The sequence below is a fragment of the Nocardia sp. NPDC049737 genome (genome assembly GCF_040674755.1).
GTDB lineage: Bacteria > Actinomycetota > Actinomycetes > Mycobacteriales > Mycobacteriaceae > Nocardia.
Window position 1 is genome coordinate 55,450 of record NZ_JBFANH010000014.1, and the last position, 25,899, is coordinate 81,348.

Consider the following 25,899-nt stretch of genomic DNA (forward strand, 5'->3'; position numbering starts at 1 on the left):
GACACCCCTGCACGCACTGGCGTGACCGGCATCAGTCGGCGCGGGGCCTGGTCGCGAACACCTCGTGTATTTCGGTTCCGATCAAACGTGGATCCTGCTGTATCTGCGCCGACATACCGTGCCGATCGAACAGCTCGCGGACTTCCTGCAGGCGGCCCTCGAGGTCGTGGACCTCGGCGACGACGGCGTGAATACATCGCCAGTCCGCATCGGTGATGCCGCGCAAGACTTCCAATTCTGCCCGCTCCACATCGACTTTGAGCAGGCCGATCTCCCTGCCGCGGCAGTGTTCGTCGAGTATCGCCGAGACAGTGGTGACCTCGACCTGCAAAGGCACGCCGTCGTGCAGTCCGGTGGTGATGAGTGCGATGGCCTTATCGTCCAGGCCACTGTTGCGCAGATAGATACGGGTGGCTTGGTCGTCCGCCTCACGGTCGGCGAAGAAACCGGAGTTCGCCGTGGCATGCGGGTACCAGGTGAACGGCCGGGTGCCCGACGTCGCGCCGAGCGCGATCTGCAGGGGGATGCCGCCCGGGACATGCTCTGCGATGTTGCGGTCCAAGCAACGAAAGGTCATCGGCGCGGGCTCGACGGCGATGACCTGGATCCCGGGGCAGGTGTCGGCGAACATCATCGCGGTCAGGCCGATGTTCGCGCCGATATCGAGGGCGATGTCGCCGGGTCGAAGACATTCGGCGGCCCGCCGGTAGAACCCGCCTGTCGAGGTCGTCTCGCCCCACAACATGTGGGCCTCGGCCGGGCTGGTGCAGGTCACCGTTCTGCCGTCGTCCAGACGCAGTTGCTGCAAAGTGGTCAGCATTGTTCCATGAACCTTTCCAAGACAGGGCCGACGATGGCCAGCACATGCGGATGGCTCAACTCGAGGTGGCGGGCGTCCAGGACGACGTTGTGTACCTCGCCGCTGACGTAGGACCGCCACGTCTGGGCGAGCTCTTCGGGGTCGGCGTGGTCTTTCCCGGCGGTGAAGAACATCAGGTCGCCGTCGAAGACGTGCGGCCGGTGCGCGGCGGAGATATCGCTCGCGGTCTGGAAGCTCTCCATCACCCGATCGGTCTGTTCGGCGGTGAACAGGCCGGTCGCGACCACCTGGTCGCGGATGATGTTCCAGGCTTGTTCATGGCTGCTCACCTGCAGCTCGTCGCCGAGGCCGAACAGCTCTCGCCAGCCGCCGAGCAAATCGGCCATCAGCTGTCCCGGCGCGGGCTGGTCAGCGCGCGCCGATTGCGGCGGTGCCTCGGCGGCGCAGTCGAGCAAGGCCAGCATCCCGACCCGGTCACCGTCGCGCTGCAGCCGGACCGCCATGGCGTGCGCGATCTGCCCGCCCAACGACCAGCCGAGCAGGTGATACGGACCCGTCGGTTGCACGCGGCGAATCTCGGCCACATAGCGGTCGGCCAGTTCATCGACCGACCGCGCATCCGGTTCACCGGAGACGACGTGCGGATCCTGCAACCCGAAGACCGGGCGATCCGGATGCAGATGTCCGACGAGGCCGCCATAGAACCAAGCCAGACCGCCCGCTGGGTGCACGGCGAATACCGCCGGTCCGGATCCGCTCCCGCGCAGCGCAAGCAGCACCTTCAGCCCGGAGTTGCCTTCCGCGTCCTCGGACCGGCGCGCCAAGGCTTTGGGCGTCGCATCCTCGAACATCCAGGGCAACTCGATCGTCACACCGCGAGCACTCAACTCGGTCACTGCCATGGTGGCCAGCAGCGAATTGCCGCCCAAATCGAAGAACCCATCGGTCACCCCGACCCGCGGGGCTCCCAGAACCTGCGCGTACACGTCGGTGAGCACCTTCTCGGTGTGCGTGCGCGGCGCGACGAACCGCTGGACCGCTCGTTCGAAATCGGGCGCGGGCAACTCTTTCCGATCGAGCTTGCCGTTGACCGTCAGCGGCAGATCGGGCAGGACCATGATCACCGACGGCACCATGTAGCTGGTCAGCACTTCGGCGGCGCTCGCGCGGACCTCGCCGGGATCGATCCGCTGCCCGTCGCCGCCCACGACGTAGCCGATCAGCTGATCTACCTCCCGCTCGTGGCGGTGCACCGCCACGGCGGCCCGCGACACCGCCGGATGCCGCAGCAGCGCCGACTCCACCTCGCCCAGTTCGATCCGGTATCCACGCAACTGCACCTGCGCGTCGGCCCGGCCGACGTAGGTCAATTCGAGCCCCTCGGTGGTCTCGAGCCAGCGCCCGACATCGCCGGTGCGATACAACCGGCCGCCGCGCGGGTCGAACGGGTTCGCCACGAAACGGCTCGCGGTCAACGCGGGCGCTCGCAGATAGCCGCGCGCGAGTTGCCTTCCGGCGACATAGATTTCGCCACCAACACCGATCGGCACGGGCTGCAACCGGTCGTCGAGCACATATACCCGTAGCCCCGGCAGCGCAGCCCCGATCCCGGACGCACCCGCGCCGTCGACCTCGGCGAAAGTCACATGCACAGTCGTCTCGGTGATGCCGTACATGTTGATCAATCGCGGCGCTCCGGGCCGGTGCGCGGCGAACCAGCCGGTCAACCGCGTCGCATCCAATGCCTCACCGCCGAAGACGACGTACCGCAGCACGAGATCGCCGCAGCCGCACCCCGATTCGCGGTACTGTCGCTCGGCGTCGACGAATCCGTAGAACGCCGACGGGGTTTGGCTCAACACCGTGACCCGCTCACGCGCCACCAGTTCCACCAACGCCTCCGGCGACCGGGAGGTGGGGTAGTCGACGACGACCACCCGGCCGCCACTCAGCAGCGCGCCCCACATCTCCCACACCGCGAAATCGAAAGCGTAGGAATGGAACAGCGTCCACACGTCGTCGGGGCGCAGGTCGAACCGCTCGGCGGCGTGGGTGAGCAAGGTGACGGCTTCGCGGTGGCTGACGGCCACTCCCTTCGGCGTGCCGGTCGACCCGGAGGTGTAGATCACGTAGGCGAGGTTGTCCGGCCGCGCGCCCGCTGGCAACGGGCGGTCCGAGACCACGTCCATGGCCTCTTCGATCAGAACCGTCGGTGCCGCGTATTCCGGTACGTCCGTTGCGAACTCGGCCGAGGTCAACACCGTGGCCGGACGCGCGTCGTCGAGGATGAACCGCAAACGCTGCGGGGGGTTGGCCGTATCCAGCGGCAGATATCCCGCGCCCGCGCGCACCACCGCGAGTAGGCCCACGACCAGTTCGATCGAACGCGGCAACGCCACTGCCACCAGGGTTTCCGGGCCCGCACCGTGCTCGGCGAGCCGAACCGCGAGCCGGGTGGCGCGCCGATCCAACTCCGCATAGCTCACCTGCGAGACACCGTCGGTGACCGCGATCGCATCGGGCTGGGCCGAGACCCGGGTGGTGAACAGCCCAGCCAGAGTCACTTCCGCGACCGCGCCGCCGTCGACTCCGGCGGCCGCGAGGACTTCGCGCCGCTGGTCGGGGTCCACGATGTCGATATCGCCCACGGCGACAGCCGGATTCGCGGTCCCCTGCTCCAAAATTCGGGTGAACGCGCACGCGAAGCGAGACATCGTCTGCTCCACGAACAGATCGGCGGCGAAGGTCAAGCGGCCGACCATGCCGCTCGGTGCGCCCCCGGCGCCGAACTGTTCGACGAGTTTCACGTTCAGATCCGCGCGGGCCTGGTCGAAGCCTGTTTCGATCGGCTCGACGGTGAGCCCCGCCAGCTCCAACGCGGCCGCGCTGAGATCCTGGACATCGAGGGTCACCTGATATAGCGGCATGTGCGCGGTCGAGCGGCGCGGATTCAACGCCTCCACGACCTGCTCGAACGGCACCTCGGCGTGCGCGAACGCGGCCAGATCCGTTTCGCGAGTGGCGGCGAGCAACTGGTCGAACGGCTGCCGGGACGACACCCGCGACCGCAACACCAGCGTGTTGACGAACATGCCGATCAGATCGTCGAGTTCGCGATCGCCACGACCGGCTATCGGAGTACCGACCGCCACGTCGTCCACACCGGCCAGCCGTGCCAGCAGTACGGTCAACGCGGTATGCAGGACCATGAACACCGTGGCGTTGGCCGTGCGGGCGAGTGTGTCGATGCGGGCATGCAGTTCGGCGGACAGCTCGAAATCGACCGTGCGGCCGCGTGTGGACGCCACCGACGGCCGCGGCAGATCGGTCGGCAGCTCGAGCAGTTCGGGCAGCCCGGTGAGGGTGTCGGTCCAGAATCGCAGCTGCCGGGAGACCAGCGAATCCGGATCGTGCTCGTCACCGAGCACCTCGCGCTGCCACAACGCATAGTCGGCGTACTGGATCCGCAGCGGCGGCCAGTTCGGTTGCGTCCCTTGCCGACTCGCCTCGTACGCCACCGCCACATCCCGTGCGAGCGGCATCATGGACTGCCCGTCGGCGCAGATATGGTGTACACAGATCACCAGCACGTGATCGCGGTCGTCGAGGGCGAACAATTCGGCTCGCACCGGCGGTGCCTGGGTGACATCGAAGCCCGCGGAGACCACCGCCGCCGCCCGCTCGAGCACCTGCTGTTCGTCGACCTGGATCGGGGTCAACGCCGGTGCCACCCGGTCGACGTCGACCATGACCTGGCAGGGCGTTCCGTTGATCATCGGGAATGTGGTGCGCAGCGACTCGTGCCGGTTGATGACCAGCGCGCACGCCTGCCGCAGCGCATCGAGGTCGAGTTCGCCGTGCAGCCGGATCACCAACGGAATGTTGTAGCCGCCGACCGAGGTGTCGAACTGGTTGAGGAACCACATCCGCTGCTGAGCCGGGGACAGCGGCACCAGCGCCGGGCGGGTGCGCGATATCAGCGGCACCGCGACGTGGCGGTCGGCCGTGGCGAGATGCGCAGCCAGGTCGGCGACGGTCGGTGCGTCGAACAGGTCTTGGATACCCAGGCTCACCCCGAGTGCCGTGCGCAATCGCGCGACCGCCCGCGTCGCCGACAGCGAATTGCCACCGAGGTCGAAGAAACTGTCCGTCGCGCCCACCGCGCCGATACCCAGGACGTCGCCGAAGACATCCGCGATGCGATGTTCGGTCTCGGTGCGCGGGGCGATCCGTTCCCGTTCGTCCGGGAACTGCGGCGCGGGTAGTGCCGCCCGATCGAGTTTGCCGGTCGCGGTGAGCGGGAGTTCGGCGAGCGGCATGAGCACGTCGGGCACCATGTGCGCGGGCAGGTACCGCCGAGCCGCGCCCTTGACGGCGCTCGGATCGATGCGGCCGTCGCCGACCAGATAGCCGACGAGCCGGTCGGTGCCGTACTCATCGGTGTGCAGCACGACCACAGCGTGGTCGACACCGGGATGTTCGGACAGCACGGCTTCGATCTCGCCGAGTTCGATGCGTTGACCGCGGATCTTGACCTGGAAGTCGCGGCGGCCGAGATACTCCACGGTGTGGTCGGTGTTCCAGCGGGCCAGATCGCCGGTGCGGTACATGCGTGAGCCCGCCGCCCCGACGGGATTCGCCACGAATGCACCCGCTGTGACCGCAGGCCGCCGCACGTACCCGCGGGCCAGCTGGATGCCCGCGAGGTACAACTCCCCGACCACCCCGACCGGCACCGGCCGCAGCCACGGATCGAGGACGACGGCCTCGACGCCACGGCTCGGTCCGCCGATCGTCACCACATCACCGGGAAGCAAAGCATCACTGATCGCGGCCAGAATCGTGGTTTCGGTCGGTCCGTATCCGTTCGACAACCGCCTGCCCGGCGCCCACACCGAGATCAACTCCGGTGTCACCGCCTCGCCACCGGCCATCAGCACGCGCAACGAATCCATCCCGGCCGGCACCATGGTGGCCAGCACACTCGGGGTGAGGAAAGCATGCGAAACCTGTTGCGTACGAATAAGTTCCGCCAACGCGTCACCGGCGAACACGTCCGGTTCCGCCACCACCAGCAACGCGCCGCTGGTGTGCGCCAGCAGAACTTCCAGGAACATCACATCGAAGCCGATACCTGCGGCGTGCAGCACACGCGATCCGGCGTCCACACCGAAGCCGTCGCGGACGACGGCGGCGAAATTCGCCAGCCCCGCGTGGGTGACCTCGACGCCCTTCGGAACTCCGGTGGAGCCCGAGGTGTAGATCACATACGCCGCGTCCTGGATTCTTGGCGTCCGCAGGCGCTCGGCGTCGGTGACGGCCGCTGCGGACTTCGCCTCGATGCCGGCCTCGGTGTCCGGATCGTCGAGGACAAGCGGCCGCACCTCGTCGGGAAGCAGATCCCGGGAAGCCGCGACGGTGAGCGCGACCCGCACACCGGCGTCCGCGACCATATATGCCACGCGCTCGGCCGGGTTGCGCGGATCGACCGGCACGAACGCCGCACCCGTTTTGGTTACCGCCCACAGACTTGTCACGAACTCCAACGACCGCCCCAGCGCCAGCGCGACCTGATCACCGGGGCCGACACCCCACTCGATCAACCGCCGCGCCAGCTGGTTCGACCGGGCGTCCAACTCGCCATAGGACATCGTGCACCGACCCGAAAGCAGCGCTGCCGCACCGGGATTCACGTCGACACCGGCGGCCAGCAACTCGGCCACGAGCCGCGGCCCCACCGGAGTACCACCAGTTGCCGGCACCAACTCCCGCCGCTCGACCGCAGACAGCAGATCCACCGAATCGAGCCGCGCGTACGGATCGGTCGTGATCGCGCGCAGCACGATGTCGAGCCGGGCAGCGAGACCGGATGCCATCTCGGCGGCGATCTGGTCCGGCTGATAGCGCAGGCGGACGTGCAGCGTATCGGTCTGGTGGGCCTGCACGGTGATCGGGTAGTGCGCGGCGTCGCGGCCGTCCGCCGCGATCACCCGCATCCCGTCGATGTCGGTTTCACCCAGCCCGCTGCTGTCGACCGGATAGGACTCGAACACGACGAGGGTGTCGAACAGCGCGACGGCGCCCACGGCCGCCAGTATCTGCGGCAGTTCGAGGTAGTGATGGTCGAGCAGACGGGTGTTGTCGGCCTGCAGTCGCGTCAGTGTGTCGGCGATGGTCCGGTCCCGGCGCACGTCGGCGGCGACCGGAATCGTGTTGATGAACAGACCGATCATCGACTCGACTCCGGGCACGTCGGAGGGACGGCCGGACACCGTGCTGCCGAACACCACGGTGTCGGTGCCGAGCAGGTTGCTCAGGACCACCGCCCAGGCGAACTGGACCATTGTCGCCATCGTGACCGACTGTATGCGGGCGAAGTCCACCAACTCCGCTGTCGTATCGCGATCGAGATCGATCGTCAGATCGGTCGGGATGGTCGCTGCCGACTCGGTGTGTGCACCGGCGATCAGTGTCGGCTCGGTGACATCGCGCAGCGCGTCTCGCCACACCTCGATGCTTGCGGTGCGGTCCTGGCGGTCAAGCCATTCCAGGTAGTCGCGGTAGGACGCGGCAGCCGGCAGCAACTGCGGCTGTGCGTCCGCGGCGTACAACCCGATGAGCTCACGCCACAGCAGCGGCAACGACCAGCCGTCGAGCAGCAGGTGATGCGCGGTCACCAGCAGCCGGAACTCGTGCGGTCGCACCGCGATCAACAGCAACCGCAGCAGTGGCGGATCGGCCGGATCGAATCCGGTCGCTCGCTCCGCGTCGATAACCTCGTTCAGGTCCGGTGTGTCGCCGGACAGCGTGATGCTGCGCCACGACACGGCCGTATCGGTTGGAATCACCTGCACTGCAACGCCTTCCACGGTTCGCGTGAAGGCGGCCCGCAAGTTGGGGTGGCGGGCGAGCAGCGCATGGGCGGCTCGCTCGAGCCGGTTCTCATCAACCGCGCCGCTCAGGGTGAGCGCCGATTGCGCGAGGTAGACATCGAGCCCGCCCGCGGCGATCTCGGCGTGGAACAGCAGCCCCGCCTGCAGCGGCGCCAATGGCCACACCTCGCTCAGCGGTCCGTACCGGTCGGCGAACTCGTCCAGATCTCGCTGGGTGAGGTCGACGAGCGGAACGTCGGCTCGCGACAGCCCCCAGTCCTCGGTCGCGATGGCCGCGACCGCGGTCAGGGCATCGACCCATTCGTCGGCGAGTTCGGCCACGTCGTCGTGGTCGAGCAGCCGCGAGGCGTAGCCGAGGTAGGCCGAGAGCCGCGGTCCGGCCGCGGCATCGACGATGTTCACATCGATCGTGAGCACCGCCGCCGCCGGCATATCCGGATCGAAGGCGGCCCGGCGGTCGAAGGGTTCGTCGGTGGGTACCCACGGCAGATCCGACAGTGCCGCGAGATCGACGCCCACCCGGCCGAGATAGTTGACACTGATCTGCGGCTCGGGCAGCGCGGCGAGCCGGTCGGCCGTGTCGGGGTTCAGATAGCGCAGCAGGCCGTAGCCGATGCCCTTGTCCGGGATGGCGCGCAGCTGGTCCTTGACCGATTTCACCACCGCGCGCAGATCCGCTGGATCGATGCCGCTCAGATCGAGCGCTGCCGGATAGCGGGTGGTGAACCAGCCGACGGTTCGGGAGAGGTCGGCGCCCGCGGCGATCTGCTCCTCGCGACCGTGCCCTTCCAACACGACCTTCATGCCCGCGTGCGCGTCGCCGCGACGCCTGCGCCAGCGAGTCACCGCCACGGTGAGTGCGGCCAGCAGCACATCGTCGGCGCTGCCGCGCACAGCGTGGGGCACCGCGTCGAGCAACGCCGAGGTCACCTCGGCAGGGAGCGACACGGTCAACTCACGCACAGTCGCCTGGGTGTCCCGCGCGGGATCCAGCTCCATACGCCCGAGCAACGGATCCGGTGCCGAACCGATCCGCTGCCACAGCTCGACCTCGCCGGCGCGCTCGGCCGCCGCGGCGATCAACGCGTGCGCCCACCGACGCATGGAGGTGCCCGGTGCGGCCAGCTCGACCGCCCGGCCCCGGGTGATCTGCTGCCAGGCAGTCACGAAGTCCGGCACCAGGATTCGCCACGACACCGCATCGACGGCCAAATGATGGATCACGATCAGTGCCCGGCCCTCGGCGTCCACACCGGACTCGGGCAGCAGGCACACGACATGCACCAGCCTGTCCGCCGCCGGGTCGAGCCGGTCGTACGCCGCGGTGGACGCCGCTTGCACCACGGCCGTGAAACCGGCGCTGCCCGGAGTCTCATCGGCGCCGAAGGTCCGCACGGAGACCGAACCGGTGGCGTCGGCTGCGCTCGGCGGCAACACCTCCCAGCTTTGGCTGTCGAGCCGCGAGCGCAGCACGTCGTGGTGTTCGACGATCGCCCGCACGGTCGAGACCACATCGTCGACGCGCGCGTCACGCGGCAGACGCACCAGCATCGACTGCGCGAACCGAGCCGGCGCCCCGAGCCGCTCGACGAACCAGGACACGATCGGCGTGCCCGGAATCTCGCCCACACCACCGCCGGGCAGCTCGGCGAGCGTTGCCCGTTCGGCCGCCTGCGCGACCTGCGCCAGCCCACGAATCGTCTTGTGCTCGAAGATGTCTCGAGCCGTCACGGCGACCCCCGCTGACCTCAGGCGCGCGGCCAGCTGAATCGACATGATGGAGTCGCCGCCGAGCGCGAAGAAGGAGGTCGTCGCGCCCACCGTGGTGACGCCGAGGACGTCGGCGAACGCGGCGGCGACGGTGCGTTCCAGGTCGGTCGATGCCGCGTCGGCCGCGTCATCGGTGGTCTCGAAAACATGCTCCGGCAACGCTTCTCGATCCACCTTGCCGGACGAGGTGAGCGGCACGTGGTCGAGTACCGTGATCGTCGCCGGCACCATATGCGCGGGCAGGGCGGCAGCCACGTGATCGAGCACCGCGCTCGGTTCGACGACCGTTGCGGGTTCGGCCGTGATGTACGCGGCGAGCACCTGGTGCCCGCCTGGGCCTCGGCGGCTCACGGTGACCGCGGTCGCGACCGCCGGATGGGTCACTAGCGCGGCGTCGATCTCGCCCAGCTCGACGCGCTGGCCGCGAATCTTGATCTGGAAATCGAGGCGGCCGATGTACTGCAACGTGTCCTGCGCGGTCCAGCGGACGATATCGCCGGTGCGATACATCCGCGAACCAGGCGCACCGTACGGGTTCGCCACGAACGAACATGCCGTTGTCCCAGGACGATTCAGATAACCGCGGGCCAGGGCGGCGCCGGAGAAGTGCAGCTCCCCTGGCACTGCGATCGGCACCGGCCGCAGCCGCGCATCCAGCACCACCGCCTCGGCGCCGCGGATCGGTCCGCCGATGGTGAGCACCTCCCCCGGCCGCACCGGGTCACTGATTGTGATCACGATCGTCGTCTCGGTTGGGCCGTAGATGTGGTGCAGCCGCCGCCCGGCCGCCCAGGAGGCGATCAGATCCTGCGGCACCTTTTCGCCGCCGACCGCCAGCATCCGCAGCGAATCCACCTCGCCGGGCGGCATCGTCGCCAGCACACTCGGTGTCAGGAACGCATGTGTCACCTGGTGGGTCCGGATCAGGTCGGCCAGGTCCGCGCCGGCGAGCGCCTCCGGCGGCGACACCACCAAGGCCGCGCCGGCCGCATGCGCCATCAAGGCTTCGAGCAGCACCGCGTCGAACGCGGGTGCCGCGGCTTGCAGCACGCGCGAGGTGGCCTCGACCCGGTAACGCTCACGCTGCTCGGCCGCGAAGGCCGCAAGCCCCTCATGGGTGACCACCACGCCCTTCGGCGTGCCGGTCGAACCCGACGTGTAGATCACATATGCCGCATCCTGAATCCGAAGGGTGCGCGGGCGATTCGCGTCCGACACGGCGTGGCTGGGACGCGCGGCGATCTCGACGGCCGCGTGCGGATCGTCGAGCACGAGCCAGCGAACACCGTCCGGCAGGGACGGCCGCGCGGCCGCGACCGTGACGCCGACCTCGGCACCGGAATCGTGCAAAAGATAGGCGATCCGCTCCGGCGGATAACGCAGGTCCACCGGCACGAACGTCGCCCCGGTCTTCATGATCGCCCACATGGCGACGTGATAGTCGGCCGAGCGCGGCACGACCAGGGCGGCGCGCATCCCGGGCCCCGCACCCCAGGAAAGCAGCTGCGCCGCAAGCCGGTTGGCGCGGGCGTCGAGCTCGACGTAGCTGAGGGCATGCGCGCCGTCGATCAGGGCGATCGCCTCGGGAGTTGTTGCCACGGCCGAGGTCAGCAGATCGGGCAACAGACGCGGCGTGGGGGCGTCGCCGCCGCGCGCCGGGAGCAGTCGTTCGGCCTCCCCGACACCGATCAGCGAGACGTCACCTACCGGCTGGGTCGGATCGGCGACGACCGCGTCGAGGACGCGGAGGAACCGCTCGGCCAGCGCGGTCGCGGAGGATTCTACGAAAAGATCTGTCGCATAGATGATTTCACCCTCGATCCCGGCCGGTCGAGCACCGTCGAGGCATTCGGTCAGCAACACCATGAGGTCGGTCTTGGCCTGGGCGACACCGGGATCGAGCAGTTCGACATCGATGTCAGGCAGCTGGAACCGGGCCGCGGCAGTCTTCTGCAACCCGAACAGCACCTGATACAGCGGCGTATACGCCGTCGACCGGGGCCGGTCGAGGACGTCGACCAACCGCTCGTAGGGCAGATCCGCATGCGCGAGCGCCTCGAGGTCGATTCCGCGCACCTCGGCCACGAGTTGCCGAAACGAGCGATCGTCGCGGACCGGCGTACGCAGCACCACGGTGTTGACGAACATACCGACGAGATCCTCCAGCACCGGAATGCCCCGCCCCGCGACCGGCGTACCGACCGACACATCGTCGGTGTGCGCTGTGCGCGCCAGCACAATCGCCAGCGCGGCGTGCAGCACCACGAAGACGGTGACGCCCTCGCGACGGGCCAGCCGCACGACCTCGTCGTGCAGCCGCCGTGGGATGCAGAAGCGGACACTGCCGCCGACCATCGACATGGTCGCGGGCCGAGGATGATCGGTCGGCAGATCCAGCAGATCCGGGGCGTCGGCGAGAGCGTCGGTCCAATAGGGGATCTGCCGCGCGATAATCGACGACGGGTCGTCCTCGGCGCCGAGGACCTCCCGCTGCCACATCGCGTAGTCGGCGTACTGAACCTGCAACGGTTTCCATTGTGGCGCTGTGTCTTTCACCCGTGCGCGGTACGCGGCGAACACGTCGCGCGCCAACGGCGCCATCGACGCGCCGTCGGCGGCGATGTGGTGGACGACCAGCACCAGCACGTGCGCATCGGGGCCGGTGCGATACAGCCGCGCTCGCATGGGCACCGTGTGTGCGACATCGAAGCCCGTCTCGACGGTCTGCCGAATCCGCTCGCCTAGCACGGTCTCGTCGGCGACCGGCTCCGGATCCAGTGCCGAGCCGTCGAACACGGTCGTCACGTCCCGCACAACCTGACACGGCTCGCCGCCGACCGCGGGATACACCGTCCGCAACGGCTCGTGCCGCGCCATCACGTCGCCGAACGCCGCCCGCAGCGCCTCGATGTCGAGCGCGCCGGTCAACCGGACCGCGAAACTGATGTTGTAGGCCGCCGAGGTGGTATCGAACTGGTTGATGAACCACAACCGGCGTTGCGCCGTCGCCAGCGGGATCGTTGCCGGGCGCGGCCGCGGCGCGAGCGGGATCAGCGCCGCCCGCGTCCGCTGTGCCAGTCGTGCCGCCAATCCGGCGATCGTCGGCTCCTCGAAAACATCGCGGATGCCGACTTCGACACCGAGCGCCGTCTCGGCGCGTGCGGCGATCCGGGCGGCCGACAGGGAGTCGACACCGATCTCGAACAGGTTCGCGCGCACGCTCACCAGCTCGCTACCGCTGACCGCGGCGACGATATCGGCCAGTGCCGCTTCGCGTTCGGTGCGAGCCGGAACGAATTCCTCGCCGTCGTCGAAGGTCGGCTGCGGCAAGGCCGCGCGGTCGAGTTTGCCGTTCGAGCTGAGCGGCATGGCGTCGAGCACCTCGACGCGAGCCGGCACCAGATACGAGGGCAGCACGTGCGAAAGTTGCGCGCGGATCGTGCGACCGTCGGTCACCGCCGCGGGCACCAGCGTCACGTAGGCGACGATGCGTTCCGAGGTCGCGACGACAACCGCGCGAGCGACCTCCGGCAGCGCGCACGCCGCCGCTTCGATATCACCGGGCTCCACCCGCTGACCGCGCACCTTCACCTGAAAATCGCTGCGGCCCAGGAATTCCAGCTCACCGCTGCGCCTCCACCGCACCAGGTCACCAGTGCGATACATCCGCTCCCCCGGCGCCCCGAACGGGTGCGCGGCGAAGGCGACGCAGGTGAGTTCGGCGCGAGCATGATATCCGCGCGCCACCTGCACACCCGAGACGTACAAATCGCCGGCGACACCGACCGGCACCGATTTCAGCCGCTTGTCGAGCACGTAGACCCGCATGCCCGCCACGGGCGCGCCGATCGGGACCGTCGCCGGGGTCCGCGCACCTGGCAGGCAGCGCGCGGCCGTGACCACTTCCGCCTCCGCCGGGCCGTACCAGTTCACCACCTCGGCCTCGGGGAACACGCGCATCGCGGCGTCGACGATGTGCTGCGCCAGCGCCTCACCTGCGACGAAAATCCTTCGGATGGAAGGTAATTCGGTATCGTGGACGGCTTCGAGCAGGACGTCGAGCATCGACGGCACGAAGTGTACGGTGTTGACGTCACCGCTTGCGATCAGGCTGGCGAGGTAGGCAGGGTCCCGGTGCCCGTCGGGTTCGGCCACCACGATGTGCGCGCCGACCTGCAACGGCCAGAACAACTCCCACACGGCGATGTCGAAGGTGATCGGCGTTTTATGCAGCACCGTATCGGACGCGGTGTGCGGCCACTGCTGCTGCGCCCACGCCAGTTGGCTCATGGTCGCGGCGTGCGTCAGGGACACGCCTTTGGGAACGCCGGTGGAGCCGGAGGTGAACAGTACATAGGCCACGTTCTCCGGCCGCAGCGGCGAGCGCCGTTCCGCGTCGGTGATCGGGGCGCCGGACAGCTCGGCCACCTCCACTCGATCAATGCGAACGGAGTCGAATCCCGCGGGCAGACCGTCGTCGTCCGCTGAGTTGGTGAGCACCAGCAGCGGACGTGCCGCACCCAGCACACCGGCGATGCGCGCACTCGGTTGGTCCGGGTCGATCGGCAGGAAGGCAGCACCCGCCTCGACCACCGCATACAGCGCCGTGACGAGTTCGATCGAGCGCCGAACAGCCACCGCCACAACGGTTTCCGGACCCGCACCGCGGGAGATGAGCCACCTGGCCAACTGGTTGACGCCAGCCGCGAACTCTCGGTAGGTCAGCGCCTGGCCGTCCAGAAACCGAATCGCCGGGGCATCCGGGGTGCGCTCGACCTGTTCGCCGAAGGCGTCCACCAGGGTCCGGCCCACCGAGACGGGGTCGCCGGTGTCGTTCCAGCGCTTGAGCACCAGCTGCCGCTCGCCGGCCTCGATCAGATCGATATCGCCGATCGGCGCATCGGCGTCGGTCGTGACACCGTCGAGCAGGCGCACGAACCGATCGGCGAAACGCTGCGCGGAGTCGGCGTCGAACAGGTCGGTGGCGTAGGTCAGCCGCAGCGACATGCCGGTCGGCTCATTGTCGGGCCCGTGCTCCTCGGTGATCATGAGCAGCAGGTCGTAGATCGCGGCACTATCGCCCGGGTCGATGGTCTCGATGGTGAGACCAGGAAGTTCCACGTGCGCCCGCACCATGTTCTGGTAGGCGAGCATCACCTGGAACAACGGCGTGTGTGCCGTCGACCGTGCCGGATTCAGCGCCTCCACCAGCTGCTCGAACGGCACGGTGGCATGGTCGAAGGCCTCGATGTCGTTGTGCCGCACCGTATCCAGCAGGCCGGTGAAGGTCTGTCCGAGCGTGACGCGGGTGCGCAGTACCAAGGTGTTGACGAACATCCCGACGAGGTGGTCGAGCGCCCGATGGCCGCGACCGGCGTGCGGCACGCCGATCGCGATGTCGTCGCTGCCGGACAGCCGCGACAGCAGCACCGCGAGCGCGGTGTGCACCACCATGAACGTGGTGGCCCTGGCTCGCTGGGCCAATGCCTCCACCCGGCCTTGCAATTCGGCCGGAATATCGACCCTCAGCACCGCCCCGTGGTGGGTCTGCTCGACCGGGCGCGGCCGATCTGTCGGCAGCTCGAGCAGTTCGGGGAGGCCCGCGAGTCGGGTTCGCCAGTAGGCGATATCGCGGGACACGGGCGAGTCCGGGGCGTCGGGCGAGCCGAGCACTTCGCGCTGCCACAGGGCGTAATCGGCGAATTGGACGGGGAGCGGCGCCCAATCCGGAGGGCTTCCACTGGTTCGCGCCCGATACGCGGCCACGATATCGGCGGCCAGCGGTGCCACCGAATAGCCATCGCAACTGATGTGGTGCACGGCCACCGCGACCACCCAGGCCATATCCGACAACTGATACAGCGCTACCCGCACCGGCACGCCCTTTGATACATCGAATCCGGTGTTCGAGAACGCGGCCAGCCGGCGGGCCAGCCCGCGCTCCTCGATCCGCTGCGGGGTGAGGTTCCAGCCCGCCACGACATCGGCCGCGTCCAACACCACTTGCGTGGGCGTGCCGTCGACCGCCGGATACATGGACCGCAAGCTCTCGTGCCGAGTGACGACGTCTCCGACCGCCGCTACCAGCGCCTCGACGTCGAGCACACCGTCGAGCCGAATTGCCAGCGGCACAACGTAACCGGGCGACAGCGGGTCGAACTGGTTGATGAACCACATCCGGGCCTGCGCCGTCGACAACGGCAGCCGATGCGGTCTCGGCTTCGGTGTCGGAGCCGGCAGGCCGGGCACCCCGCGCAGCTGTGCGATGCGTTCGGCCAACTCGGCGACAGTGGGGGCCTCGAAGATCATTCGCACCGGGACGGTCGCATCCACGACGGCCCCGATCCGGCTCAGCGCGCGCGTGGCGACCAGCGAATTCCCGCCCAGGTCGAAGAAGTCGTCGTCCGCGCCGACCGCCGGTAGGCCGAGCAACTCGGCGAAAACCGCAGCCACGGCCTGCTCCACCAGCCCGCGCGGCGCCCGGTAGTCGGCCTCGTGGTCGCTCGGCTCCGGCTCGGGCAGGGACCGGAAGTCGATCTTGCCGTTGGCCGTCAGTGGCACGGCGTCGATGCGGACGATCGCCGTCGGCACCATATAGGCCGGCAGTCGCTCCAGCAGAAAACGTCGAATCTGCTTGGCGTCCAGGGCTTCCTGGGTGACCACGTAGGCAACCAGGCGTTGCTCGTCACGGCCGGGGTGCACCCGGGCGACGGCTGCGGTCACCTGGTCGTGCGCGAGCAGGGCTGACTCGATATCGCCCAGTTCGATCCGCAGTCCGCGAATCTTCACCTGGTCGTCGGCGCGGCCGACATAGCGCAGAGCGCCTCGCTTGTCCCAGTGAACCAGGTCGCCGGTGCGGTAGAGGCGCGTTCCGTGCGTGTCGTCGAGCGGGTCGGCGACGAACGTCGCCGCCGTCAGACCCGGGCGGTGGTGGTATCCGCGGGCCAGCTGGACGCCGCCCAAATAAAGCTCGCCGGTTACCCCCGGCGGAACCGGGTGCAGTCGCGAATCGAGCACGTGCACAATCACATTCGGCTCGGGAACCCCGATCGGCACCGCCGCGCCATCGACCCCGTCGACGTGGTACGCGGTGACGCTGACCGCGGCCTCGGTCGGCCCGTACAGGTTGTCGATGCGCGCATTGCTGACATCCCGGAATCGTCGGACGGTTTCGCCCGACAGCGTTTCGCCGATGCACAGTACCGACCGCAGATCCGGGAATTCGCGGCCGACGGCCGTCTCCCGGAACACCGACAGCAGCGACGGCACGAAATCAGCGGTCGTCACGTGATGTTCGGCAATCAGCCGGGCCACCGCTTGCGGATCGCCGCTCCCGTTTGGACCAGCGACCACCAACTTCGCACCAGATATCAATGGGCAGAACAACTCCCAGACCGAGAGGTCGAAGGTGACCGGCGTCCGCAACAGCATGACGCCGTCGTCGAGGTCGTAGTGCTCACGCATCCAGCGCAGCTGATTGGCCACTGCGGCATGCGGTATCGCCACCCCCTTCGGTACCCCGGTCGAGCCGGAGGTATAGATGACATAGGCCAGATTCCCCGGTTGCAGCGGCCCGAGCCGATCGGCATCGGTCACCGGCGAGGGATCCTCGTGCTCGGCGTCGAGATCCGCGAGCATCCACGCCGGAACGTGGTCGGACAGATTCGCGTCGTCGCCGGGACGGGTGAGTACCGCCCTCGGCCGCGCGGCGGTCACAATGGCGCGCACGCGATCGCGTGGATGGTCCTGGTCCAGGGGCAGATAGGCCGCGCCGGCCGCGTGGATTGCATACAGTGTGGTCAGCAGGTCGACCGAGCGCCGCATTGCCACGGCCACAACCGTTTCCGGACCCACACCGCGTCCGATCAAAGCGCGGGCCAGCCGGTTCACCCGCGCCGCGAATTCGCGGTAGCTCAGCCGCGCGCCGTCTTCGGCGTCGAGCACGGCGGTGCTGTCCGGCGTCGCCGCGGCCTGGGCGGCGAACAGGTCCACGACTGTCGTCGACGGCAGTGGGGTCGTGCCCCCGGCCGCGCGCGCGGCCAGCTCGCGTGCTTCCTGCGCGGTCAGCAGCTCGACGTCGCCGACCGCCTGCGCGGGATCGGCGACCATCGCCCGCAGCAGCAGCACGAATCGTTCGAACATCGAGGTGATCGTTACCTCATCGAAAAGGTCTGTCGCGTAACCGAATTCCACGGCCATCGCGCCCGGTTCACGGTCGCGCGCCGCGGTGTCGACGAGGTTGAGATGCAGATCGTATTTGGCCACGCTCGGATCGGCGGCCCGCGCCGACACCGTCAGGCCCTCGAATTCCACGGTGGGAATCTCGATGTTGTGGAACGAGAATCCGACCTGTGTCAACGGCGCATGTGCCGTCGTGCGGGGCGGATTGAGCACCTCGACAATCCGCTCGAACGGAATGTCGGCGTGGTCGAAGGCGGCCAGATCGGTCGCCCGCACCTGCTCCAGGATCTGCAGGAAGGACGCGCCGGGTTCGATGCGAGTGCGCAGCACCAGGGTGTTGACGAACATGCCGATCAGGCGCTCGAGTCCCGGTTCGCCGCGACCGGCGATCGGTGTGCCGACCGCGATGTCGCCGGTTCCGGAAAGCCGGGCCAGCAGTGCGGCATACGCGGCGTGCAGCACCATGAAGACCGTCACGTCGTGACGGCGGGCCAGCGCGACGATGTCGCGACCGAGGTCGGCGGGCAGCACCGCCGACACCGTCGCACCGCGGAACGATTGCCGGGCCGGGCGCGGACGATCGGTGGGCAGGTCGAGCACTTCGGGCAGATCGGCCAGCGCCGTCCGCCAATACTCGATCTGGGTGGCGGCCGGAGAGCTCGGCGCGTTCTCGGCACCAAGCCATTTCCGTTGCCACAGCGCGTAATCGACGTACTGCACAGGTAACGAAGGCCACTGCGGCGCCTGCTGCCGCACGCGGGCGTTGTAGGCGGTCACCAGGTCCGCGGCCAGCGGTGCGAGCGAGGACCCGTCGAAGCCGATGTGATGGACGATGAGCACCAGGGTGTGCTGCTCGCAGCCGCTGCGCAGCAACGTGATTCGCAACGGCACCGCACGGGTGACGTCGAATCCGGCCGCGGCGGCCGCAGCGATATGCGCCTCGACCTCGTCCGCCGTCACCTCGATCGGCTCCAGCGAGGGCAGGGCCGACCGCACCGGCACGATCAGCTGGTGTGGTCCACTGTCGCTGTCCGGATAGACGGTGCGCAGCGCTTCGTGGCGGTCGAGCACATCGGTGATCGTCGCGCGCAGCGCGGCCACGTCGAGTGGTCCCGACATGCCCACGACCAGCGCGATGTTGTACAGCGCCGAGCTCGTGTCGAACTGATTGAGGAACCACATCCGGGTCTGGGCGGGCGAGAGCGGAATCTGAGCCGGCCGCTCCTGCGGAACCAGCGGTTCCCGACCAGGTCCCTCGATTGCCTTCAGAGTCTGCGCGAAGGCCGCGAGAGTCGGCGCATCGAAGACGGTGTGCAGTGCGACATCGACGGCGAATACCGCGCTCAGCCGCGCCGCCAGCCGCGTCGCCGACAGCGAGTTGCCGCCGAGGTCGAAGAAGTTGTCGAGCACGCCGACGCGATCGACGCCCAGCACAGCGGCGCACACATCCGCGACGATCTGCTCGGCCGCGTCGCGAGGCGCGACGAATTCGGTCTCGGCGGCGAATACCGGCGCGGGCAATGCCGCGCGGTCGGCCTTGCCCACCGAGGTCAGCGGCAGCGCGTCGAGCACCGTGACCGCGTCCGGAACCATATGCGACGGCAGGTGTTGCGCGGCGTGAGCCCGCAGTTCCGCGGCGTCGATGGCATCGATCGCCGGCGTGACGTAGGCAGCAAGTCTCGGTCCGCTCTCCGTCGCCACACTGACCGCCACCGCCGCCGCCACGGTGGGATGCCCCGCGAGAATGGCTTCGATTTCGCCGAGTTCGATGCGCTGGCCGCGGATCTTCACCTGGAAGTCGGTGCGCCCGACGTATTCCAGGGTGTGCTCGGGCGTCCAGCGAGCGAGGTCGCCGGTGCGGTACATGCGGGCACCCGGCGTACCGAACGGATCGGCCACGAACGCCGACGCGGTATCCGCCGGCCGATCGAGGTAGCCGCGGGCGAGGTGAATGCCACAGATGTACAGCTGTCCCGTCACCCCGGCCGGCACCGGCTGCAGATTCTCGTCCAATACCAGAGCCTCGACACCGCGAATCGGGCCACCGATCGTGACGCGGGCATCGGCGCGCAGCGGGTCGCTGATCGCGACCATGATCGTGGTCTCGGTCGGCCCGTATCCATTGAACAACCGACGGCCCCGACTCCACATCGCTGTCGTTTCCGCCGACACCGCCTCGCCACCGGCCACCAGATCCTGCAGGGCGTCCGCACCGTCGGGAGACATGGTCGCGAGTACGCTGGGTGTGATGAATGCATGCGAGATCCGTTGCGTACGAATCAATTCCGCCAGCCGGTCGCCGGCGAAGACATCCGGCGGCGACAGCACCAGCGCGGCACCGTTCGGATGTGCCATGAGCAGCTCCAGGACCAGTGCATCGAACCCCGGAGCCGCCACCTGCAACACCCGTGCGGAACTGTCGATCCGATAGCGTTCTCGTTGTTCGGCGGCGAAATTCGCCAAGCCCGCGTGCGTCACAGTGACGCCCTTCGGCTCGCCCGTCGACCCCGACGTGTACACGACGTACGCCGAGTTCGTGACCCGGCAGGGCCGGATCCGATCGGTATCCGTCACCGCGGCCGGGGATCGCGAGGCAATGCACATCTCGCTGCCCGGATCGTCCAGCAGCAACCGCGGTACCGAGGGTGGCAGCAGGTCTTGGGTGGCTGCCGCCGTCAGCACCACCGCGGCCTGCGCGACCATGAGCGCGACCCGCTCGGTGGGATTGCGCGGATCCACCGGGACGAATGCCGCACCGGCCTTCACCGTCGCCCACATCGCGACCACTAGTTCCACGGACCGCCCCAGCACCAGCGCGACCTGGTCGTCGGGACCTATTTCCCACTCGATCAACAACCGAGCGAGCTGATTCGACCGGACATCCAACTCCCCATACGACACCGTGCGTTCCGCGGACACGATCGCCACGGCCTCCGGATTCTCGACCGTCAGCAATTCCGCCAGCACCCGCGGCGGCTCGGCAGCGCCACCCGACGCGGGCACCAGCGCGGCTCGCTCACTCGCTGCCAGCACATCGACCGCACCGACACGCTGCCGCGGATTCGACACGACCGACGCGAGGATCCGATTCAGCCGCCCGGCGAACTCCTCGACCGTAGTGCGATCGAACAGGTCCGTGGCGTAGTTGATCCGCAGGCCGAGATCGCCTGCTGCGCTGGTGTTCTCGGTGACGGTGAAGATGAGATCGACCTTCGCCGGTTGTGGTCCCGGTTCCAGGACCTCGACGGTGAGCTCGGACAGCTCCAGGCTCGGACGGTCCATGTTCTCGAAGGCGAGGTACACCGGGCACAGCGGGTCGTGCGCCGCCGACGGCATCGCATCGACCACCTCTACGACGCGTTCATAGGGCAGATCGCTGTGGGCGAAGGCATCCACATCGATGTCTTTGACCCGGGTCAGAAACTCGGCGAACGATTCGTCGCCGCGCACCTGGGTGCGCAGCGGAACCGTGTTGACGAACATGCCGATCAGCGGTTCCAGCGCGCGCTCGCCGCGGCCTGCGACCGGCGTCCCGATCGTGATGTCCGCCGTGCCCGACAGCCGGGTGAGCAGGACGGCCACCGCGGCGTGCACGACCATGAAGCTGGTGACGTTCGCCGCGCGTGCCACCCGCTCGATCCCGGCGCGCGTCGCGGGCGGGATCACGGTGTCGACGACGTCGGCAAGCATGGACCGGCGAGCCGGGCGCCGGCGGTCGGCAGGCAGTTCGAGCAGCCGCGCCATTCCCGCCAATTGCGTTGTCCAATACTGTAATTGGCGTGCAGCGAGCGAATCCGGGTCGTTTTCGTCGCCGAGCACGTTGCGATGCCAGATGCTGTAGTCGGCGTACTGCACGCTCAGCGGTTGCCAGTCCGGCGCATGCCCCTGCGACCGTGCTCGGTAGGCGGCCGCGAAATCGGCTGCGAGTGGTGGCAGCGACGATCCGTCGCAGCAGATGTGATGCAGGACGACGACCAAGGTGTGTCGTCGAGGGTCGGCGGATGCGAGCAGCGCGACCCGGATCGGCGGACGTCGGCGCACATCGGTGCCGGTCGAGGCCAACTCCCGGATTCGGTGCTCGAGCTCGTCGGGATCGGTGGGGTGCGGGGTCGGATCGAGATCGGCGGCCACCAGCTCGGCGGGCAGAACCACCTGCGTCCCTTGACCATTCACTGCCGGGTACACGGTGCGCAGGGATTCGTGTCGTTGGAGCAGGTCGGTCAGCGCCGAACGCAGCGCCGTGGCGTCGAGGTGTCCGGTCAGCTGCAGCACCAGCGGAATGTTGTAGGCCGCCGAGGTCGGATCCACCTGATTGATCAGCCAGATCCGGTTCTGTGCCGGCGCCAGCGGGATGGGTTCGACGCGCGGCTGTGCCCGCAGGGTGGGGCGGCTGTAGTGCTGCCTGGCGTCGATATGGGCGGCGAGTCGGGCGACGGTCGGCTCGCCGAACAGGTCGCGCACCGACACCTCGCAGCGGGTCAGCTCGGCGATCCGCACAGCGGCGCTGGTCGCGGTGAGCGAATTGCCGCCCAGTTCGAAGAAGTCGTCCAGCACACCGATCCGCGGGGTACCCAGAACCTCGGCGAAGACGTCGGCGATGGTCTCCTCGACGACGGTGCTGGGCGCGACATACGCCGCGCCCGAATCGATGGCAGGCTCGGGCAGCGCCCGATAATCAATTTTGCCGTTGACGGTCAATGGCAATGCCGGCATAGCGACGATGTGTGCTGGGATCATGTACTCCGGGAGCAGCGACCCGACGTGCGCGCGCAGTGCCTCGGGTTCGTAGACCACGTTGTCGGCGGGCACGACATACGCGACCAGCCGGGCCGCTTCCGTCCCCGGCAGGTGCACGATCACCACCGCCGCCGCGACCGCGCTGTGGCTCAGCAGCGCGCTGCGGATCTCGTCCAGCTCGATCCGAAACCCGCGCAGCTGCACCTGCTGGTCGGCGCGACCACGATATTCCAACTCGCCCTTGGTGTTTCGGCGAGCAACGTCGCCGCTGCGATACAGACGCTCGCCCGGCGGGCCGAACGGATCGGCGACGAAGCGTCCCGCAGTCAATCCGGGGCGGTCGAGATAGCCGCGGGCCAGTTGGTCGCCCGCGACGTAGATCTGGCCCCAGGCGCCCAGCGGCACCGGGCGCAAGTGCGCGTCCAGGATGTGGACGCGCAAGCCCGGCAGCGGCCGTCCGATTGTGCTCGGCGCACCCGGCACGGCGATGTCCGGTGGCAGCTCTAGATAGGTGACGAAGACCGTGGTTTCGGTGATGCCGTAGCTGTTGGCCAGCACGGGCAGATTCGGATTGTGCCGGTACCAGGCCGCCAAACCGGCCGGGTCGAGCGCTTCGCCCGAGAGAACGACCAGCCGCAGCGCAAGCTCACCGTCGGGCTCGTCCGCATCCGCATCCGCATAGCGCCCTCGTGCGGTCACGAATTGATCGAAGGCCGAGGGGGTTTGGCTGAAGACGCTCACCCGCTCGCGCGCCACCAGTAGCACCATCTCGTCCGGCGAACGCGTGGTTGCGCTGTCCACCACGACCACGCGACCGCCGGTGACCAGCGCGCCGAAAATCTCCCACACCGAATAGTCGAACGCGAACGAATGGAACAGCGTCCACACGTCGTCGGCACGGATTCCGATGTCGGCACAGGCGTTCGTCAGGTAGGTCGCCACCGCGCGATGGGTGATCGGCACGCCCTTCGGCCGCCCCGTCGATCCGGAGGTGTAGATAACGTAGGCGATGTTGTCGGGGCGCAGCGGGCGCACGCGATCGGCGTCGGTGATCGGATGCGCGGACTCGACCTCCCGGTCGTCGTCGAACAGCACCACTCGGCCCGGCTCTGCGGGCACCCGATCGCGCAGACTTCGTTTTGTCACGACCGCGACCGGATCGGCATCGCGCAGCACGTAGTCCAGTCGATCGACCGGGTGCGCCGGATCCAGTGGCAGGTATCCGGCGCCCGACTTCAGCACCGCCAGCGCCACGACGATCAGATCGGCATCGCGCGGCATCGCGATGGCCACCAGCGATTCCGGCCCCGCGCCGCGGGCGATGAGCGTGCGGGCGAACCGGTTCGAACGCTCGTCCAGCTCGAGGTAGGTGAGGGCAGTCGTGCCCGCGGTGACGGCGACCGCGGACGGGCTGACCATGGCCTGCCGGGTCAGCAGATCGACGAGCGTCGCGGCCGTCGCAACGCCGTCGCGGCCGGCGAGTTCACCGAGGATGCGCCGCTCCTCCTCCGGGGCGGCGAGCGGGATGTCGAGCACACGGGTGTCTATCGGCGCGGCCATCAAGCGCTCCAGGAAGTCGACGAATCGACTGGTGTGCACGTCGAGTTCGTCCTGGCTGTACAGATTGGCGTTGCCGTGCAATTCGATGAGCAGCGGCGCGTCGACCCCGGAGCGGTACAGATTCAGCTGCAGATCGTCCAGTGCCCCGGACGTCAGGGCGCGGTAGCGGCCCACCGCCGCACCGAGGCGGATCTCGGAATCGAAGAACAGAATGTTGACGATCGGGCCGAACGAGGCCGCGGCCGGGTCCAACGCGTCGGAATCGCGGCGCAGATCCTCGAACCGGTAGAGCTGATGACGCATGGCCAGGACCAGCTCGGACGCCGCCGCGCGCATCAGCCCTTCCACGGTGGTCGTCGCGTCCACGGCGAATCGGATCGGCACCATGTTCGCCAACATCGCGGTGGCGTTGCGCAGGCGCATCGTCACCCGCCCGGTCACCGGCAGCGACAAGACGACGTCGTCGGTGTCGGTCATGCGGGCGAGGAAAGCGGCGAAGGCGGCGCCCAGCACCTGTGCGGTCGAGGCTTGCAGATCCGCGGCGAAACGGTCGAGCGCGACAGTCAGCCCCGACGGCAGCCGCTGGCCGGTGAAGCGATCGTCCTCGCTCCATTTGGCGGTGCGACCGGACAGACTCGGCGCCGGCGGCAGATCGGCGACCTTGTCGAGCCAGTACGCCTTGTCGTTACCGAATCGTGGGGCGGCGCGATACTCCTGCTCCGCCTTGATGATGTCGGCCAGCCGGGCCGCCACCAGCCGCGTGGGTGGCCTGCCCTCGAGCAACGCATTGTAGTGTTCGGCGATCCGGTTCAAGACGTTGAACGCGCCATAACCATCGATCACCAGGTGATGGGCGCGCGCATACCACAGATACCGGTCGTCGCCGAGCCGGATCAGCCGCGTCGCGACGAGTCGCTCCCGGGCCAGATCGACGGCCTTCGTGTTGTAGTCCCGGCGCATCCATTCCATCGCCGCCGCGTACGGGTCGTCTTCGGCGCTGAGATCCAGCAACGGTTCGTCGTAGACGATGCTGCGATCGACGAATTGATAGGGATGACCGCCGAATTCGACCACCCGAACCGCGAGCGACTCGGTCTCGTGCCCGGCGTCGTTGACCGCCTTGGTGAACGCGGAGTAGTCGATCGGTCCCTGGATCTCGACGTAGTGCGCGATATTGACGTTCGGGCCGCCCGGTAGATTGTTAGCGAGCCACATTCCGTACTGTGCCCTCGTAAGCGGAATCAGATCCGGATCGTGGGCGGCAGGCGTGGCTGAATTCGGACTCATCGTCTAACCTCTCCTCGAATTCCGGGACACGAGAACAACAAAGTCCCCCACGCGCCCGGCATTTCCCGAAGTGCATTTGCGGATGCACTTACATATGCACACCTCACCTACATTGCGAACCACAACACAAGGACCCGGCCGTTCCCCGATGGATACGGCCTTCAGGCGTCGGCGCCCACCGAACGTATTTAGCCCCCTGTCCCCCGACCCTGTCGAACGACTGTGCAACAAAATTGTCGTGACGGCGGCACGACGATCTGCCGCGGCACGGTCCGGAAACTCCTGGCCGTGCGCATTCAGCCGAAAGCGTCAAACTACGTACGTTATGTCCGTATTCGAATTAGATTTGCGTAGTCGAATCAGCCTATTCCCGTGCCCCACCTCGGTTCGGGATGTCGCCCCAAAGTCGACCCGGGCCCGGGCGGCTGCCGCTTCGAACATTATTAGCCCCTTCGTTCGGTCGAAAAGACAACATGCTCACAACATCCCCGCGCCGCTACTGACGCGGGAACCTGCTGCGGCCGCAGTATAGGGAAACCCGCTGCACCGTACCTATTTAATGCTACTGAACACCGGCTTTCATGTCTCGCACTCGACACGAATCGATGAGCTCGACGAATGCCCACCCAACGGCCAGCTGCGATCGGGCGC

Annotated in this window: 2 protein-coding genes; both read right to left on the reverse strand. The window is 68.0% G+C overall.

Annotation, left to right across the window (positions count from 1 at the left end; all coding sequences use genetic code 11):
- Window positions 1-31: 31 nt before the first annotated feature.
- A complete protein-coding gene (locus AB0J47_RS19920) occupies window positions 32-820 on the reverse strand; it encodes an FkbM family methyltransferase (RefSeq protein WP_364347526.1) in 789 nt (262 codons plus the stop codon).
- Entirely contained in the window at window positions 814-25,248 is a 24,435-nt protein-coding gene (locus tag AB0J47_RS19925; RefSeq protein WP_364347529.1) for a non-ribosomal peptide synthase/polyketide synthase, read from the reverse strand. Before AB0J47_RS19925 ends, AB0J47_RS19920 begins: the two co-directional genes overlap by 7 nt.
- Window positions 25,249-25,899 lie beyond the last annotated feature (651 nt).